Below are 16,855 nucleotides of genomic sequence, written 5' to 3' on the forward strand. Positions count from 1 at the left end.
TGACGTCTGAAGGGTCGGCGTCACTCCAGCCTTCGGGTTCAGGCAGCTTCTTCGGCGAATCCTGGAACCAGTGCCGTGGCAATCGATTTCACCGGCACGTGGGCATCAAGCTGACAGCAGATGGCGATGGTCGAGGCGATCACCCGCAGCGGAATGGCGAGGTTGGCCGGTAGGTCGAGTTGGCGGGCCATCTTGATCTGAGCGACCGAGTTGTCCATCTGCCCCGCGGCCATCCGCTGGATCCAGCGACGGGTGTAATGGAACACGTCGACCTCGATGGGTTCGACGTACTGGCGCAGCATGTCATCGACTTCCTGCACCGAAACCTGTTGGCCCTTCTGAATGAATCCGGCTTCTTCCATGGCGGGCAGCAGCTCGTCGTAGTTATGGTCACGCGCCAGCCGGATGGTGCGCCCCAGCGACGGCGGGAAACCGCCGGGCATCGGTGCGACAGCGCCGAAGTCGATGACGCCCATGCGGCCGTCGGGCAGCAGCATGAAGTTTCCGGGGTGCGCGTCGCCGTGCATCATCTCCAGCCGTGCGGGCGCGTCGAAGGTGAGCTCGCTGAGCCGAGTGCCCATGAGGTCGCGTTGTTCGGGTGTGCCCTCGCGGATGATCACCGACATCGGGATGCCGTCCATCCATTCGGCGATAACGACTTTGGGTGCGCTGGCCACGACGGCGGGCACCGCGAAATGCGGATCGTTGCGATAGGCCTTGGCGAACGCGCGTTGGTTCTCGGCTTCCAGCCGGTAGTCCAGTTCCATCTCGGTACGTTCGGTCAGCTCGTCGACGATGCCCTGGATATCGGCACCGGGGGCCAGCTGCTTGAAGACGCCGACCAGGCGCTGGATGGTCTTGAGGTCGGCGCGCAGGGCTTCGTCGGCGCCCGGGTACTGGATCTTCACCGCGACTTCGCGGCCGTCGGACCAGATGCCCTTATGCACCTGGCCGATGCTCGCCGAGGCGACCGGGGTGTCGTCGAACGAGGCGAACCGGTCGCGCCACTTGGTGCCCAGCTGGCCGTCGAGCACCCGGTGCACCTTGGCCGCCGGCAGCGGGGGAGCGTCCTTCTGCAGCTTGGTCAACGCCTCGCGATACGGTTTGCCGTACTGCTCGGGGATGGCGGCCTCCATCACCGACAGAGCCTGCCCGACTTTCATCGCGCCGCCCTTGAGCTCGCCCAGCACGGTGAACAATTGCTGTGCGGCCTTGTCCATCAATTCGGCGGTGACCTCGTCCTTGGACTTGCCGGTCAGGCGTTTGCCGAGGCCGAGTGCGGCGCGGCCGGCCATGCCACCCGCCAGGCCGGCGAGCTTGGCGTTGCGTGCGACGCTTCCCCGTTTGATGTCAGACACCAGACCATCATCCACGACAGTCCTGAACGGGCCACAACTTAGTGGCAACATTCGTTTTCAGCATGGGCACTCCGGATGGCGTGACCAGCGGCGTGCGCTGATCGAGTAGCCGTCGGCGTCGAGTTCGAGTGTGGTGTTCAGCGTCGGTGGTGGTTGCGGTGCACGTCGCGAGTCACCGGCCTCCCGTACGGCCTGGATCACCAGGTCGATCTGGCGCAGCGCCAGTGCCGCGGTGGCCAGGATGGTCGCCCGCCCGGCTGTGCCGACGGTGCCGCGCAGCTGCGCGGCCAGTGCGGGCCAGGCGGCGTCCCGGTCGCGGCGGTGCAGGTCGGCGCAGTGCAGACAGCTGGTCAGCCCGGGGATGACGAGCGGCCCGACCAACCCGGCGCCGTCGCGCAGCCGCACCGGAAGATGCGCCACCGCGGCTTCGTGCAGTTCGCGTAGCACCCGCGGTTCGGTGACCTGGTAGTCGGCGAGCACGACGAGGTCGGTGGCCTCGGGGACCGCCGACGCGTGCGGCCGACTGGTGTGCCGGACCAGTGCTCCCGAGCAGCGCAGCGCACTGGTGAGCAGTTCCGAGAGTGGTCCGCGTCCATGGATGCGCACCGACGGGGTACGCGACGGATGAGGTGTCGCGGCGGTGACGAGGCCTGCGTCGGTCAGCGCGGCGATCAGCTCATCGACAGCCTCGGCGGCATCGAATTCTGTTGCCGCCGTGGCGAGTTCGTCTCGGGACGCGCCGCCCTGCAACGTGTGCAGCAGGTCGGCGAGCTGCGCCTGGGTGATCGGTTCCGGCGGGCGGACCAGTACCGCGCGGCGGGGATCCCAGCCGACCTGAACCGCTCCGTCGGGCCGTAGCAGCACGGGGCGGCCGGGTGCCAGCACATACCGCGTCGTCATGGCATGACTCTGCCACGGCCCGCGGCACCGCCCCGTCAGTTATCCACAGGCCTCAGGACTCGTCGCGTCGCTCGGTGTCGTCGCCCTGTTCCTTCTGCAGATCGGCGATGGCCTGCTCGAAGGCGCTGTCGATGTCGCTGGTGTCGCCGCCGATCATCCGGTCGATGAAACCGGCGGGCTCATCGAGATCGGACGCGTCGGGCAACAGGTCGGGGTGCTGCCACACGCCATCGCGCGCGTCGGCGCCGACCGCCTCGGTCAGTCGCTCCCACAGGGCGGCCGCCTCGCGCATCTTGCGCGGACGCAGTTCCAGGCCGACGAGCGTGGCGAAGGTCCGTTCCGCCGGGCCGCCGGTGGCTCGGCGTCGGCGCAGGGTCTCCGACAACGCCTCGGTGCCCGGAATCCGCTCACCCAGCGCCGCGGAGACCACGGTCTGCACCCAGCCCTCGATCAACGCGAGCAGGGTCTCCAGCCGTTCCAGGGCGGCTTCCTGCTCGGGGGTGGCTTTGGGCTCGAACATGCCCTGGCTGAGCAACTGTTCCATCTCGGACGGGTCGGTCAGCGAGGCCGGGTTGAAGCCCTTGGCCATGTCCTCGATGCCGGACATGTCGACCTTCATGCCCTTGGCGAATGCCTCGACCGCGCCCAGCAGCTGGCTGGAGAGCCACGGCACGTGGCTGAACAGCCGATGATGGGCGGCTTCGCGGGCCGCCAGGAACGTCAGGATCTCGCTGCGGGGCCGCTCAAGACCCTCCGACAGCGACTCGATGGCCTCGGGCATGAGCGCCGCAACCCCTTTGGGGCCCAGCGGCAATCCGATGTCGGTCGAGGTGAGCACCTCGCGGGACAGCTGGCCCAGGGCCTGGCCGAGCTGGGAACCGAAGGCCATGCCACCCATCTGCGACATCATCGCCAGCAGCGGGCCCGCCATGGTCTTGGCTTCCTCGGGCAACGCCGAGGCCCACACCGTCGAGATCTGCTCGGCGACCGGATTGCACAGCCGCTTCCAGGTCTCCAGGGTGTTGTCCAGCCAATCGCTCGGCGTCCACGCCACCGTGCGGGTGGTGCCGGCCGGCAGCGGCGTGACACCGTCGAGCCAGGTCTCGGCGAGCCGGACCGCGTCGGCGACGGCGTTCTTGGTCTGGTCGGGAACCGGGGCGACGAAGCCGATCGAATTGGACGCCAGCTGCCGCGCGAGGTCGTAGTTGACCGGGCCGGACTGGCCGCCGCCGGCCATCGCAGTGCCTGCCCCGCTGAACATTTCGCCGAGTTTGGTGAAGATCTGGCCCAAGTCACCCATGTCGAAACCGGCGCCGCCGGCTCCGAGGCCGAATGGATCGGCGCCGGACCCGGAGCCGGAATCAGGGTCTTTCTTGCGCTTGTCGCGCTCGGGGTCATCCCCGGCGGAAAAGCCGAAGGGCAGGTCAGCCATAGCCCCAACGGTACTCACCACAGGGCCCCTTCGTGACGCTGCGGGTCACGCTGTCAGTGAACCTGATGTCGCAGGCTTTACTGTTGGCGGCGTGAACAGGCGGATTTTGACGCTGCTGGTGGCTCTCGTGCCGATTCTGGTGTTCGGTGTGCTGCTTTCCGTGGTGACGGTGCCCTACGTGTCCCTAGGGCCGGGTCCGACCTTCAACACACTCGGTGAGGTGGAGGGCAAACAGGTCGTCGACATAAACAGCACCGGGGAGACCGTTGTCGTCCACCCGACGTCCGGGCACCTCAACATGACGACGGTGTCGCAGCGCGACGGGCTGACCCTGGGGCAGGCCCTGACGTTGTGGATGTCGGGCCGTGAGCAGCTGGTGCCACGTGACCTGGTGTACCCGCCCGACAAGTCCAAGGACGAGATCGACCAGGCCAACACCAGCGACTTCAAGCGGTCCGAGGACAACGCCGAGTACGCCGCGCTGGCGTTCTTGAAGTACCCCATGGCGGTGACGGTGCAGACCGTGACCGATCCCGGCCCCTCGGCGGGCAAGCTCAAACCCGGCGACGCGATCGACGCCGTCAACGGCAAGCCGGTGGCCAAGCTCGACGAGTTCCAGGCGCTGCTCAAGGCGACCAAGCCGGGGGACACCATCGTCCTCGACTACCGCCGCAAGAACGCTCCCGCGGGCACCGCCACCATCACCCTGGGCCACAACCCCGACCGGGATTACGGCTTCCTGGGGGTGGGGGTGCTCGACGCGCCGTGGGCGCCGTTCGACATCAGCTTCAACCTGGCCAACATCGGCGGTCCGTCGGCGGGCCTGATGTTCAGCCTCGCCGTCGTGGACAAGTTGACCACCGGCGATCTCAATGACGGCAAGTTCATCGCAGGCACCGGGACCATCACCGGCGACGGCAAGGTCGGCTCGATCGGCGGTATCACCCACAAGATGCTTGCGGCGCACGAAGCCGGGGCGACGGTGTTCCTGGTGCCCGCGGAGAACTGCGCCGAGGCACGTTCGGCGCCGCAGGACGGTATGGAATTGGTCAAGGTCGACACTCTCACGGGAGCCGTCGACGCGCTGCATACGCTTTCTGCCGGTGGCGAACCCCCGCGCTGCTGAACCGCCCGCCGGGGGTGACTGGCTAGAGTTGGGGGAAATCCGGCAGGCCGGACACGGCAGGCCAGTAATCCGGGAACCCGAGACTGGAGTTGACGAGTGGGTATGCGGCCCGCGGCGAGGATGCCGAAGCTGACGCGACGAAGCCGGGTTTTGATCGGGCTGGCGCTGGTGGTGGTCCTGCTGTTGCTGATCGGGCCGCGGTTCGTCGACACCTATGTCGACTGGCTGTGGTTCGGTGAACTGGGATACCGGTCGGTGTTCACCACGGTGCTGGTCACTCGCCTCGTCGTGTTCCTCGTCGCTGGACTGCTGATGGGCGCGATCGTGTTCGCCGGGCTGGCCCTGGCGTACCGCACGCGTCCGGTGTTCGTCCCGGCCGCGGGGCCCAATGACCCGGTGGCCCGGTACCGCACCACCGTGCTGGCCCGCCTGCGGTTGTTCGGCATCGGGCTCCCGGTGTTCATCGGTCTGCTGGCCGGGATCGTCGCGCAGACCTACTGGGTGCGGGTGCAGCTGTTCCTGCACGGCGGCGAATTCGGAATCACCGACCCGCAATTCGGGCGCGACCTCGGGTTCTATGCGTTCGATCTGCCGTTCTACCGGTTGGTCCTCACCTACCTCTTCGTCGCGACGTTCCTGGCGTTCATCGCAAACCTGCTGGGCCACTACCTGTTCGGTGGTATTCGGCTGGCCGGGCGCACCGGTGCGCTGAGCCGCTCGGCCCGCATCCAGCTGATCAGCCTCGTCGGTTTCCTGATCCTGCTCAAGGCGGTCGCCTACTGGCTCGACCGCTACGAACTGCTCAGCGTCACGCGGGCGGCCAAACCGTTCACCGGTGCCGGCTACACCGACATCAACGCGGTGTTGCCCGCCAAGCTCATCCTGTTGGCCATCGCGGTGATCTGCGCGGTGGCGGTGTTTTCCGCGATCGTCTTGCGAGACTTGCGCATCCCCGTCATCGGCGTGGTGCTGTTGCTGCTGAGCTCGCTGGTGGTCGGAGCGGGCTGGCCGCTGATCGTCGAGCAGTTCAGCGTCAAACCCAACGCCGCGCAGAAGGAAAGCGAATACATCAGCCGGAGCATCACGGCGACCAGGGAGGCCTACGGGCTCACCAGTGACACCGTGACCTACCGCAACTACGAGAGCAACGGGCAGACGACGGCGGCCCAGGTCGCCGCGGATCGGGCCACCACGTCCAACATCCGGCTGCTCGACCCGACCATCGTCAGCCCGGCATTCACTCAGTTCCAGCAGGGCAAGAACTTCTACTACTTCCCGGATCAGCTGTCCATCGACCGCTACGCCGGCCCGGACGGCAACCTGCGGGACTATGTGGTGGCCGCACGTGAACTCAACCCGGACCGCCTGATCGACAACCAGCGGGACTGGATCAACCGGCACTCGGTGTACACCCACGGCAACGGCTTCATCGCCTCGCCCGCCAACACCGTGCGCGGTATCGCCAACGACCCCAACCAGAACGGCGGCTACCCGGAGTTCCTGGCCAGTGTCGTCGGCGCCAACGGCGGTGTGGTGTCGCCCGGCCCGGCCCCGCTGGATCAGCCCCGCGTGTACTTCGGCCCGGTGATCGCCAACACGCCTGCCGATTACGCGATTGTCGGCAGCAACGGCGCCGACCGCGAATACGACTACGAGACCAACACCGAGACCAAGAACTACACCTATGAGGGCAAGGGTGGCGTTCCGATCGGCAGCTGGTTGTCGCGCAGCGTGTTCGCCGCCAAGTTCGCCGAGCGGAACTTCCTGTTCTCCAACGTGATCGGCGAGAACAGCAAGATCCTGTTCAACCGTGACCCGGCCAAGCGCGTCGAGGCCGTTGCGCCGTGGCTGACCACCGACACCAGCGTGTACCCGGCGATCGTCAACCGCCGCATGGTGTGGATCGTCGACGGCTACACCACACTGGACAACTACCCGTATTCGGAGTTGACGACGCTGTCGAGCGCGACGGCCGACTCCAACGAGGTGGCGGTCAACCGGCTGGCGCCGGACAAGCAGGTGTCCTACATCCGCAACTCGGTGAAGGCCACGGTCGACGCCTACGACGGCACCGTGACCCTCTACGCGCAGGACGAGTCCGATCCGGTGCTGCAGGCCTGGGAGAAGGTGTTCCCCGGCACCGTCAAGCCCAAGAGCGACATCTCCCCGGAACTGCAGGCACACCTTCGGTATCCGGAAGATCTGTTCAAAGTGCAGCGGGCACTGCTGGCGCGCTACCACGTGGACAACCCGATCACGTTCTTCTCGGCACAGGACTTCTGGGATGTGCCGCTCGACCCGAACCCGACGGCGAGCAGCTATCAGCCGCCGTACTACATCGTCGCCAAGGACATTGCGAACAAGGACAATTCGTCGTCGTTCCAGTTGACCAGCGCGATGAACCGGTTCCAGCGTGACTTCCTGGCCGCGTATGTCAGCGCAAGTTCGGATCCGTCGAGCTACGGCAAGATCACGGTGTTGACCATTCCCGGTCAGGTCAACGGTCCCAAACTGGCGTTCAACGCGATCAGCACCGACACCGCGGTCAGCCAGGACCTCGGTGTGATCGGGCGCGACAACCAGAACCGCATCCGCTGGGGCAATCTGCTGACCCTGCCCGTGGGTGAGGGCGGATTGCTTTATGTCGCACCGGTTTACGCCTCGCCGGGCACCAGCGACGCGGCGTCGTCCTACCCACGTCTCATCCGGGTGGCGATGCTCTACAACGACAAGGTCGGCTACGGGCCGACAGTCAGTGACGCGTTGACCGAGTTGTTCGGTCCCGGGGCGGGGGCGACGGCGACCAACGTCGCACCCACCGACGCCAAACCGCCGGTGCCAGGCCAGGCGCCGGCCCCACCGCCACCGGCGGCCGATCAGGGCAGCCGCGCACCAGAGGTATCGGTGCCGGTTCCCGGGCAGCCGCCCGTGCAGTTGTCGCCGGCGAAGGCCGCGGCGCTGCAGGAGATCGACGCGGCGGTGGCAGCGGCCCAGGAAGCCCAGCGCAGTGGTGATTTCGCGAAGTACGGACAGGCCCTGCAGGGCCTGGCTGACGCGATGAAGAAGTACGACGCCACCAAGTAGCCTTCCTTTTTCGCGCGAGCACCTTTCTCGCGCGAGCAGACACGTAGGTCCCCGACACGCCGGTGTTCGGGGACCTACGTGTCTGGTGGCCGCGTCCGACGCCTTAGCTGGACGACAAGTGAACACCAAGTCCTCATAGCGATGCTGTGCGCCGAGATTCGCACTGCCATCCGAGAGGACCCCGATGACCCTGACCGATCTTCCCTACGACGACTTGGCCGACGCCCTGACGGGGCTGCGGGCCCACGTCGCCGCGCCCGTGGCGTTCCCGGGTGAGGCCGGCTATGAGCAAGCCGCACCGTGGAATCTGGCGGCCACTGTGCAGCCGGCTGCGGTGGTGCTGGCGACCACGGCCTACGACATTGCCAACACCGTGGGTTTCGCCGGGCGTCGCGGATTTCGGGTCACCGTGCAGGCCACCGGCCACGGTGCGCTGAGCGTCGCCTCCGACACCATTCTCGTGGTGACCGCGGGGATGACGGGTTGCACCGTCGACCCCGTCGCCCGCACCGCCCGGGTCGCTGCCGGGGCCACCTGGCAGCACGTGCTCGACGCGGCGGCCCCGCACGGATTGGCTGCGCTGTGCGGTTCGTCACCCAACGTCGGAGTGGTCGGATATCTCACAGGAGGAGGCGTCGGGCCACTGGTGCGTACGGTCGGCCTGTCGGCGGACTACGTGCGATCGTTCGAATTGGTCACCGGGGCAGGGGAGGTGCTGCGCGCGACGCCCGAAGAGAACCCAGATCTGTTCTGGGGCTTGCGCGGTGGCAAGTCGACGCTGGGTATCGTGACGGCCGTCGAGATCGACTTGCTACCGATCCCCGAATTTTACGGTGGCTCGCTCTATTTCGACGGCGCCGAGGCTCCGCTCGTGCTGCGGGAGTGGGCACGGTGGTGTGCCGAACTGCCGGAAAGTATCTCCACTTCGGTTGCGCTGCTGCAGCTTCCCGAGATGCCGGGCGTTCCCGAGCCGCTGGCCGGCAAGCTCACGATTGCCGTGCGCTACGTCGCGGTCGACGAGTTCGACGATGCAGAGCGACGGCTGGCGACGTTACGGGCAGCCGCGAGACCCATCCTCGATACCGTCGGCGTGCTGCCCTATGCGGCGATCGGTGCCGTGCATGCCGACCCGGTCGACCCCATGCCCACGTGCGAAAGTCACACGCTGCTCCGCGAATTCACCTCGGAGACCGTCGAGGTGATCTTGGCGGCCGCCGGGCCGGATTCGGGTTCGATGCAGACCATCGTCGATGTCCGGATGCTGGGCGGGGCGCTCGCGCGCGAAGGAGCGCACCGCAGTGCGTTCTGCCACCGCGACGCCGCCTACGCAGTGACGGTCATCGGGGTGCCGGCACCGCCCATCGCCGAGGCGGTGCGGTCGCAGGCCGATGCGCTCGTGGCCGAGCTCACGCCGTGGTCGACCGGTGGGCAGCTGCCGAATTTCGCACCTTCGGACGACGCCGGACGGGCAGCGCGCGTCTATGACGAGGACACCCGGCACTGGCTGGCCGCCCTGGCCGAACGATACGACCCCGCCGGAGTGTTCCGATGCGGTCAAGTGGTGCGTTTCGTGGACTGATTTCAGCGGCTGATTCCGCCAAAAACGGCCTTTGACCATACGATTTGGAGCAGCGCCAACCGCTTCGGTAACCTTGAGTTCACCAACGCGGGGTGGAGCAGCTCGGTAGCTCGCTGGGCTCATAACCCAGAGGTCGCAGGTTCGAATCCTGTCCCCGCTACTAGCGAGAATGGCCCCCGGAGATTTCTCCGGGGGCCATTCTCATGTCTGGCGGGAACCTTCGCAGAGCGAGCGCCTGCCTCTCAATCAACGACCATCACGCAAGGCCGACTTGCTGATTCAGGCAGGGCTTTTGCGGGCCTCGCCGGTCAACGTGGGGCGGACGTCACGAGCGGCCGGATCCGTGCCGCCTGCCGTCGCGGTCAGTGACCGGTTCCGCGTTTCCTCGGCCCAGAAGATGCTGATGATCAGCCCCAGCACAGTCAGCCCGACGCCGATGAGCATCGTGGGCCCGGTACCGATTCCGCTGAGTGACAACGGCACCAGGTAGGTGCCGATGGCCGCACCGAGCCGGCTGATCGCAGTGGCCACCCCTACCGCGGAGGCCCGGACCTGAGTCGGGAACAGTTCGTTGGGGTAGATGAAGACCAGGATGGTTCCTGCGCCGTTGATGAGAGTGAAGAGGAAGAAGAAGGTGATGACGAACCAGCCCGGCGCGTCTGGCCATATCCCGAGCGGTAGTAATGCCAAGGCGCCCAACAGGAAACTGCCGATCATCAGCGGACGTCTCCCGCGCGTCTCCACCCAGCGCAGGGCGGGGAGGCTGCCGACGAGGAACCCCAGGTTCAAGATGATCTGGCCGAGGGTCTCCTCGGCCCCGCCGTCGCCGAAGCCGAACTGCGACAAGATGATTGGACCATAGGTGAACAACGCGAACTGGGGGATGGCGATACACATCCAGGTGAGGCCGCAGAACAGGACACGGCGCAGGTAGTCGCCGCGTGCGAGCTCGATCAGTGAGGCCGTCTGTTGCGGTTGCTCTTCGGAGCCCACCAACGCGGTGACTTCCTGTGTCGTGACGTCGCGTCCGAGCACGGCAGCGATGTGTCTGCGGGCTTCTTCCACACGGCCGCGGCATATGAGCCAGCGCGGCGACTCATGGGCACCCATGCGCAGGATGAGCACGATGACTCCGAATACCGCGCCGCTGGCCAGCATCCACCGCCACGCCTGGACTCCGTAGGCAGAGGTCAGGGCATAGCCGACGAGGTAGGCCAGCACCGCGCCGACGAGCCAGATGGTGGATAGCAGCCCGATCACTGCTCCTCGGTACTTCTTCGGCATCCACTCGGTGAGCAGTGAGGTGGCGATCGGATAGTCGGCGCCCACGGCGAGGCCGACGACGAAGCGCAACGCGATGAGCTGCCAGCCGGTACCGATCCACAAGCACGCCAACGACGCGGCGATCATGAGTAGCAGGTCGGCGGTGTACATGAGGCGACGCCCGATCCGGTCGGTGATGGGACCGAATACGAGGCTGCCGACGAACAGACCGATCAGCGATGCCGCACCCGCGATGCCCATGGCGTTGGAGTCCAGCGCCAGGTCTTTACTGGCGCCGGTGAGCGCCACCCCGACGATGCTGAGCAGGTAGCCGTCCAGGAAGGGGCCGCCGGAGCAGGCGAGGATCAGCCTTTTGTGATACCGGGTGAGCGGGCTGTCATCGATCAGATGGGTGGCCATCGGCGTGTTCTCGTTTCTGGAAGCCGTTGTCGCTGCGGGTGTCTCATCTGTTGGTTGCATTGAGCAGTCGCTCCTCGGTGGTGGCCTCAAGCGCGTCCAGGAGCCGGTTGGTGTCGGCGATCTGCTCGAGCCAGATGTCGCGCGGGATGTCGATCCGGTCGTCGGGCTGCTGCAACCGGGCGAAGTAGGCGGCGATGCCGGCCCCGTGGCTGCCGGCGTCCTGATGCAGGCGCATCATGCGTTCGGCGATCTTGGTCTGGACGCCGTAGATCGGAATCTGCGGACCGCGAGGGGCGGTCAGGCCGATGTAGTAGAGCTTTTCGAGTCCGGCGGGAACGATGCCGCCGGCATAGCGGAGCGGCCGGCCGTTGCGCCTGGTGACCAACTGATCGTCGAGGAACGGCAGCGTCGCATGGAATCCGGTTGCCCACAGGATGGTGTCGTACTCCTTGGCCGTGCCGTCGGCGAAGTGCACGGTGTTGCCGTCGAAGCGTTCCAGACCGTGCCCCTTCACCGTGATGCGGCCGTGGTGAATCCAGTACAGCAGGAGGTCGTTGACGACGGTGGCTCCGTCGGCGAGCGTGCGGTGTTGTGGTACGGGCAGTCCAGGGTAGTCGGCGTTTTCGCCGATCGAGACGCGGGCCAGCAGGCGGGCGATGAGATCTTGTTCGGCGGGCGAGAATTCGGCCAGGAACGGGACTTCCTGGCGCGGTCGGCCGAAGTACATCTTAGGTTGGAAGTAGGACCCGTGCCGCACGACGATGTCGACGTCGAGGCGGTGCTGGGCGACGTCGACGGCCAGATCGCAGCCGGAGTTTCCTGCGCCGACCACGAGCACCCGCCGTCCTTGGATGTCGCCGGTGTTGCGGTAGACGCCGGAGTGGATCTGCTTGCCGGTGAATTGTCCGGGAACATCGGGGATCTTCGGATCCCACAGGTGACCGTTGGCGACGAGCACACCGTCATACGTGCCTGCGCCGGCGCTGGTGGTGACCGTCCACCCGGCGCTTCCCACCGGTCCGGGCCCGTCGATGGGGGTGACCGACAGCACTTCGGTGTTGAAGGAGATCCGTTGGTCGTGTCCGCGGGTGGTGGCAAAGGAGGCGATGTAGTCGCGGACCTGATCGCGGCGCGGGAAATGAGGGTAGTCCTCCGGCATCGGGAATCCCTCGAACGTGGTCATGTTCCGCGACGTGATGAGATGCAGTGCGTCGTAGTCGGTGTTCCAGTGACCGGCGACGCGATCACTTTTTTCGTAGCAGTCCACCTGGTGTCCGCGCGCATTGAGGACATCGAGTGCCGAGAGGCCGGCGGCGCCGGCTCCGATGACGCAGTAGTTGGCCATGATTTTCCGTTCGCTGAAGATGTGTGGTTGTCGGGTCAGCGGATGACGTCGCCGCCGGAGAGCACGACCGTCTCGCCGGTCATGAACGCCGCATCGGGACCGCCGAGAAGCAGTACCCAGCGGGCGATTTCATCCGGTTCGGCAACGCGGCCAAGGGGTATCGATGCGGCCGCGGCGGCCATGCGGCCGGTCGCTGCGTTGCCCGGGGTGTTGACCCAGCCGGGAGCGATGGCGTTGACGCGGATGCCGCGCGGGGCCAGTTCCAGCGCCAGTTCTTTGGTCAGCATGACCACCGCGGCCTTGGATGCTCCGTACAGCAGCTGACCGGGCGACACGGTGAACGCGTCGACGGAGGCGAAGTTGATGATCGAACCGCCGCCGCTCATGTGGGCGACGGACTCGGCGGTGACGTTGAGGATGCCGAGGACGTTTACGTCGAAGACGCTGCGGTAGAGCTCCTCGGTGAAGGTGTCCAGTGTGCTCGGCGGGTAGATACCGGCGACATTGGCGACCAGATCCAGGGGCCGCTGCACCAGAAAGTCGGACAAGGCCCGCCGTACGTCGTCACGGCGGGTGACGTCGGCCTGCACGGTCCGGACGGTCTCGCCGGCGACCGAGTATTCGATGACGTCGCGGTCCAACGCGAGGACATCCCAGCCTTGCTTGAGCAGGGCGGTGACCGTCGACCGGCCCATCCCGCTGGCCGCTCCAGTGACTACAGCTGTCGGATTGTGTTGTCCATTGTCCATTGATGACTCCTTGGGGTGATCTTCGTCGCTGTTGCGCTGACCAGTTGTTTCCTAGTTTGAGAGGTGATCTCGGCACCGTCTACGGGCGATATGGAGCGCCAGATCAAGGTTTTTCCTATAGATTGGCGGTCATGTGCAGGACGCGATACACCGCTGTTTCAGCAGCGTTTCGCGGCGCCGGAGCGGGCGACTAGCCGTGGCCGAAGGGCCTACGCTGCGGCAGCTGCGTTACTTCCTGCGCGCCGTCGAGGCCGGGTCGTTCTCGGCCGCTGCGGCCGCCGAGTACATCGCGCAGCCGAGTCTTTCGGTGCAAATCCGCAGACTTGAGCACATCCTCGGTGCGCAGCTGTTCACCCGAACCAGCCGGACGCTTGCGCTCACCGACGTCGGGCGCCTGATCGTGCCTTTGGCGGAGCAGACGCTGCGCAGCGCCGACGACCTGACGGCCACCGCACGCGTCGCGCGCACCCTCACCGGCGGCGAGGTGTCCTTCGGCACCTTCAGCAGCGCTCACCGCTATCTCCTCGCGCCGCTCGTCGCGGAATTCCGCACCTTGCATCCGCGGGTACGGGTCCGCATTGTCGGGCTGAACTCATCGGAAGTCGCCGACGCCGTGCGTTCTGGAGACTTGGAAGCCGGACTGGTGCAACTGCCCATCGACGATCAACGGCTGACCGTGAGCCCGCCCGTGTTGGTCGACGAGGTCGTCTACGTCAGTGCTGACCCCGCCCGGACCGCGCGGCCCGTCACCATCGCGGACTTGGCGGACGCCACCCTCATCCTCTCGGAAGCTCACTGGCAGACCGAGGATCCGCTACGGCGGGGCATTGCCGAACGCGCCCGCGAACTCGGCGTGACCATCACTCCCGACATCGAGGTTGAGTTCCAGTCAGCAGCACTCGAATTGGCGGCTGAAGGTATCGGCGACACCATCGTTTCGCGGTTCACCGTGCTGCGTTACGAGCATTCGAATCGCATCGGTTGGGTGTCACTGGACCCGGCCTACCACGAGAGCTTCTCCTTCATTACCCGAGCCGGGGGAGCGATTTCTCCTGCCACGCGAAGGTTCATGGCTCTGGCCAACCGCCACATGGCCGCTCTGAACAAACGAATGACAGCGCGTATGGGCGAGCACGTGCAAAGCGCGCTGCTCGACACACGCTACGACAGTCCAGCGGTGGCTTCGCCCGGCCAGCCAGAGCCGGGGTTCTTCACGGAGCCCTGAACGTAAGCCGAATTGTCGAGAAGCACCTCGATCGGTTGCGCATTCCTGCGGATTTATTTCTCACGCAATTACATCCCTGCCACGAGGGAATTCTGAAAATCAGCTGTCAGTTCGCTGAATGTGCCGAACGATTCTGTCAGCCGAACGGCGTTGTGCAGCAGCGGCTTACAGGTATCGCGTCTTTGTTCGAATTCCACTGTCGATTGCGTTGCGCGAGCAGCATGGTGCCAATCGGAGGCCATTGACTTCCAAATGCAGCGGTACTACAGTTCTGCGGACGAGTTAAGGCCAGGCAACAATGTCTCACCGGATTAAACTCTCGTCGGCCGCAGTGGTGCGACCGTGATCCCAACAAAGGGAGCCATGGTGGAAAAGATCACCGACAAGAAAACCAACTACCCGTCGATGTTCGGTGTGCTGTTCGCGGCGATCCTGCTGTTTACGGCCGGCTGCGTGGCGTACTGGGTGATCGTGCACCAGACGGGGCATGGTGAGCTGTTCTGGAAGCTGAGCGGCGTGGCGGCCTTGACCGCGATCGGCGGCGCCTTTGGTGGGCTCGCCCTTCGGAAGCCGCTCAGCGCATCTGTGCGCGCCTATCGGTCATTGACCGATGAGCGCCGATAGGCCGAACGATTGGTCCCGTCTAGTGTGCTGCGCCGGGGATCCGTTGACGATGCGGGGCAAGGCATTCGAGGATTTCGTCAGCTGACTTGGTCCAGTTGAATGGATGTGGGCTTTTGTTCCAGGTGCTGATCCAGTCTCGGATGTCGTTCTCGAACGCCTGAATCGAACGGTAGACGCTGCGACGGAGATTCTGGTGGGTCAGCAACCCCGACCAGTGCTCGATCTGGTGCAACCACGATGAATACGTCGGGGTGAAGTGCATATGGAACCGAGGATGAGCGGCCAGCCACTTCATGATCGTCGGTGACTTGTGCGTCGAGTAGTTGTCGCAGATCAGGTGGATGTCCAAACCGGCGGGTACGGCGCTGTCGACCTTGACCAAGAACTTCTTGAACTCGGTCGCGCGGCGCCTGCGGTCTGGTGATCCGCACACCTCGCCCGTCGCCAGGTCCAACGCTGCGAACAAGGTGGTTACCCCGTGGTGCGCATATTCCATGGTGCGCCAAGGTATCCCGAACGTCATCGGCAGTACGGCCGCACCGTGGTCCAGGGTGTGGATCTGGGCCTTTTCGTCAACGCACAGCACTAGGGCCTTCTCTGGAGGGTCCAGATACAGCCCCACGACATCGCGCACCTTTGCGACGAACTGAGGGTCGGCGCTGATCTTGAACGTGTCGGTCCGCTGGGGGCCAATTCCGAACGATTTCCAGATCCGGCCCACCGCGGATCGTGACAGCCCCGTCTCGGCGGCCATCGTGGAGCGTGACCAATGTCTGCCGTCTTTGGGCTGCCGCTCCAACGTCGCGACGACCACATCCTCAACGGCCTCATCGGTGATGGTGCGCGGCGCACCCGGACGAGGCTTGTCAGCTAGTCCGTCGAGCCGATTGCCGATGAACCGTTGCCGCCACTTGCACACCATCTCCTGTGAAACGCCAAGATCCGCAGCGACCTGCTTGTTGGTATCGCCTGCCGCGCAACCCAATATGATTCGGCACCGCTGCGCGAGGGCCGGTGCGTTCGCCAGCTCAGCCCATCGCTTCAACGTCGCGGACTCGTCGCCGGTCAATACCAGCTCAGCGACCGGCCTGCCTCTGCGTGCGACCACGTCAGTCTCCAACGGCGCGGTGGCGGACCCCGGGGCTCAGATTTCGAAGTATCGGAAGGAGTGGGATTCCCTACCGTCGGGGTTGGGGCCGTAGGTGGTGACCATCCGCGCGTACACGGGGGCCGAGTAACGGGCCGTGCGTCCGGGATTCACGCGTGCCGTGTCACCCGGTCCCAGAATGACGGACTCGCCGTCGCACTCGATGTGGAGCTCTCCTTCCACGACGAAGGCCGTCTCGCTGTGGGGGTGGAAATCCTCCCAACCACATTTATCCATCTCCCACTCCATGAGGATGAAGTCGTCCCATGCGCCCACCGGGTCGGCGGTGATGAATCTGCAGCGCATCCGGGGCCATTCGGCTTTCGTGGGCTTCATCGACTGCGCAGGCCAGGAGTCGATTGCTTTCCCCGTCAGTGTCGAGGTCGGGGGAGTGGATGTTGTCATGTCTCTCCGTTCTTTGGGACACGCCGCACTGCGCAACGCTCCGGCGCCACGTCAGGACGAGGGGGACAGGATGTTTCACGTACACGCCGGGTCCCGAACGGCGCGGAGTCTGCCAACCTGTTCTGCCGCAGGGGTTTTCGTCGGCACGCCCCAGTCTCCCGCTCTCGGCTCGGATGAGGTACCTCACCCCTCGCGAGG

General features: G+C 65.6%; 13 protein-coding genes and 1 tRNA gene. 6 read left to right on the forward strand and 8 right to left on the reverse strand.

All coding sequences use genetic code 11. From position 1 onward, the window contains the following. Positions 1–38: 38 nt before the first annotated feature. From RMCB_RS30135 to RMCB_RS30145, 3 genes are read right to left on the reverse strand one after another with little or no spacing between them, the layout of a single operon-like run. The gene (locus tag RMCB_RS30135; protein WP_029373563.1) at positions 39–1,373 is read right to left on the reverse strand and encodes a macrolide-binding ATPase MABP-1; all 1,335 of its coding nucleotides are present in this window, start codon (positions 1,371–1,373) and stop codon (positions 39–41) included. A gap of 42 nt (positions 1,374–1,415) precedes the next feature. Continuing rightward, complete coding sequence (locus RMCB_RS30140; protein ID WP_062831656.1) at positions 1,416–2,258, reverse strand: TOMM precursor leader peptide-binding protein; 843 nt, start codon at positions 2,256–2,258, stop codon at positions 1,416–1,418. A 52-nt stretch (positions 2,259–2,310) separates the two neighbouring features. Beyond that, on the reverse strand, positions 2,311–3,690 hold the full coding sequence (locus RMCB_RS30145) for a zinc-dependent metalloprotease (RefSeq protein ID WP_062831657.1): 1,380 nt from the start codon (positions 3,688–3,690) through the stop codon (positions 2,311–2,313). Positions 3,691–3,781: 91 nt separating this feature from the next. Between RMCB_RS30145 and RMCB_RS30150 the strand changes: the two genes are divergently transcribed. The 4 genes from RMCB_RS30150 (at position 3,782) to RMCB_RS30165 (ending at position 9,639) form a co-directional block, all read left to right on the forward strand. Beyond that, positions 3,782–4,816, forward strand: a complete 1,035-nt coding sequence (locus RMCB_RS30150; RefSeq protein WP_029373560.1) for a YlbL family protein — start codon at positions 3,782–3,784, stop codon at positions 4,814–4,816. A 96-nt stretch (positions 4,817–4,912) separates the two neighbouring features. Beyond that, on the forward strand, positions 4,913–7,900 hold the full coding sequence (locus RMCB_RS30155; RefSeq protein ID WP_062831658.1) for a UPF0182 family protein: 2,988 nt from the start codon (positions 4,913–4,915) through the stop codon (positions 7,898–7,900). A gap of 184 nt (positions 7,901–8,084) precedes the next feature. Beyond that, entirely contained in the window at positions 8,085–9,479 is a 1,395-nt protein-coding gene (locus RMCB_RS30160) for an FAD-binding oxidoreductase (protein WP_062831659.1), read from the forward strand. A gap of 86 nt (positions 9,480–9,565) precedes the next feature. Next, positions 9,566–9,639, forward strand: a tRNA-Met gene (locus tag RMCB_RS30165). A gap of 119 nt (positions 9,640–9,758) precedes the next feature. On the opposite strand, the gene RMCB_RS30170 is transcribed toward RMCB_RS30165, so the two are convergent. The 3 genes from RMCB_RS30170 to RMCB_RS30180 are packed head-to-tail and all read right to left on the reverse strand — an operon-like array spanning position 9,759 to position 13,256. Further along, positions 9,759–11,162: an MFS transporter gene (locus tag RMCB_RS30170; protein WP_062831660.1), complete on the reverse strand. Its 1,404-nt coding sequence runs from the start codon at positions 11,160–11,162 to the stop codon at positions 9,759–9,761. A 43-nt stretch (positions 11,163–11,205) separates the two neighbouring features. Further along, positions 11,206–12,507 carry a flavin-containing monooxygenase gene (locus RMCB_RS30175; RefSeq protein ID WP_062831661.1) on the reverse strand — a complete coding sequence of 434 codons (1,302 nt, stop codon included), beginning with the start codon at positions 12,505–12,507 and terminating at the stop codon, positions 11,206–11,208. Between the two features lie 35 nt (positions 12,508–12,542). Further along, positions 12,543–13,256: an SDR family NAD(P)-dependent oxidoreductase gene (locus RMCB_RS30180; RefSeq protein ID WP_062831662.1), complete on the reverse strand. Its 714-nt coding sequence runs from the start codon at positions 13,254–13,256 to the stop codon at positions 12,543–12,545. A 196-nt stretch (positions 13,257–13,452) separates the two neighbouring features. Here RMCB_RS30180 and RMCB_RS30185 point away from each other — a divergent pair, with 196 nt between their 5' ends. Both RMCB_RS30185 and RMCB_RS30190 read left to right on the forward strand, forming a co-directional pair. Next, complete coding sequence (locus tag RMCB_RS30185; RefSeq protein ID WP_063979685.1) at positions 13,453–14,481, forward strand: LysR family transcriptional regulator; 1,029 nt, start codon at positions 13,453–13,455, stop codon at positions 14,479–14,481. A gap of 363 nt (positions 14,482–14,844) precedes the next feature. Further along, positions 14,845–15,105 (forward strand): hypothetical protein, encoded by a 261-nt coding sequence (locus tag RMCB_RS30190; protein ID WP_062831663.1) that lies wholly within the window; start codon positions 14,845–14,847, stop codon positions 15,103–15,105. 19 nt (positions 15,106–15,124) lie between these two features. On the opposite strand, the gene RMCB_RS30195 is transcribed toward RMCB_RS30190, so the two are convergent. Next, on the reverse strand, positions 15,125–16,213 hold the full coding sequence (locus tag RMCB_RS30195) for an IS630 family transposase (RefSeq protein WP_062831664.1): 1,089 nt from the start codon (positions 16,211–16,213) through the stop codon (positions 15,125–15,127). Between the two features lie 36 nt (positions 16,214–16,249). After that, positions 16,250–16,657, reverse strand: a complete 408-nt coding sequence (locus RMCB_RS30200) for a cupin domain-containing protein (RefSeq protein WP_234792288.1) — start codon at positions 16,655–16,657, stop codon at positions 16,250–16,252. Between the last annotated feature and the right edge of the window lie 198 nt (positions 16,658–16,855).

This window comes from Mycolicibacterium brisbanense (genome assembly GCF_001570425.1).
Lineage (GTDB): Bacteria > Actinomycetota > Actinomycetes > Mycobacteriales > Mycobacteriaceae > Mycobacterium > Mycobacterium brisbanense.

Bases quoted from the DNA above. Each gene is read 5' to 3' on its own strand.
- RMCB_RS30160 (WP_062831659.1), top strand. From the start codon at position 8,085: ATGACCCTGACCGATCTTCCCTACGACGACTTGGCCGACGCCCTGACG.
- RMCB_RS30175 (WP_062831661.1), bottom strand. From the start codon at position 12,507: ATGGCCAACTACTGCGTCATCGGAGCCGGCGCCGCCGGCCTCTCGGCA.
- RMCB_RS30190 (WP_062831663.1), top strand. From the start codon at position 14,845: ATGGTGGAAAAGATCACCGACAAGAAAACCAACTACCCGTCGATGTTC.
- RMCB_RS30170 (WP_062831660.1), bottom strand. From the start codon at position 11,162: ATGGCCACCCATCTGATCGATGACAGCCCGCTCACCCGGTATCACAAA.
- RMCB_RS30145 (WP_062831657.1), bottom strand. From the start codon at position 3,690: ATGGCTGACCTGCCCTTCGGCTTTTCCGCCGGGGATGACCCCGAGCGC.
- RMCB_RS30180 (WP_062831662.1), bottom strand. From the start codon at position 13,256: ATGGACAATGGACAACACAATCCGACAGCTGTAGTCACTGGAGCGGCC.
- RMCB_RS30140 (WP_062831656.1), bottom strand. From the start codon at position 2,258: ATGACGACGCGGTATGTGCTGGCACCCGGCCGCCCCGTGCTGCTACGG.
- RMCB_RS30200 (WP_234792288.1), bottom strand. From the start codon at position 16,657: ATGACAACATCCACTCCCCCGACCTCGACACTGACGGGGAAAGCAATC.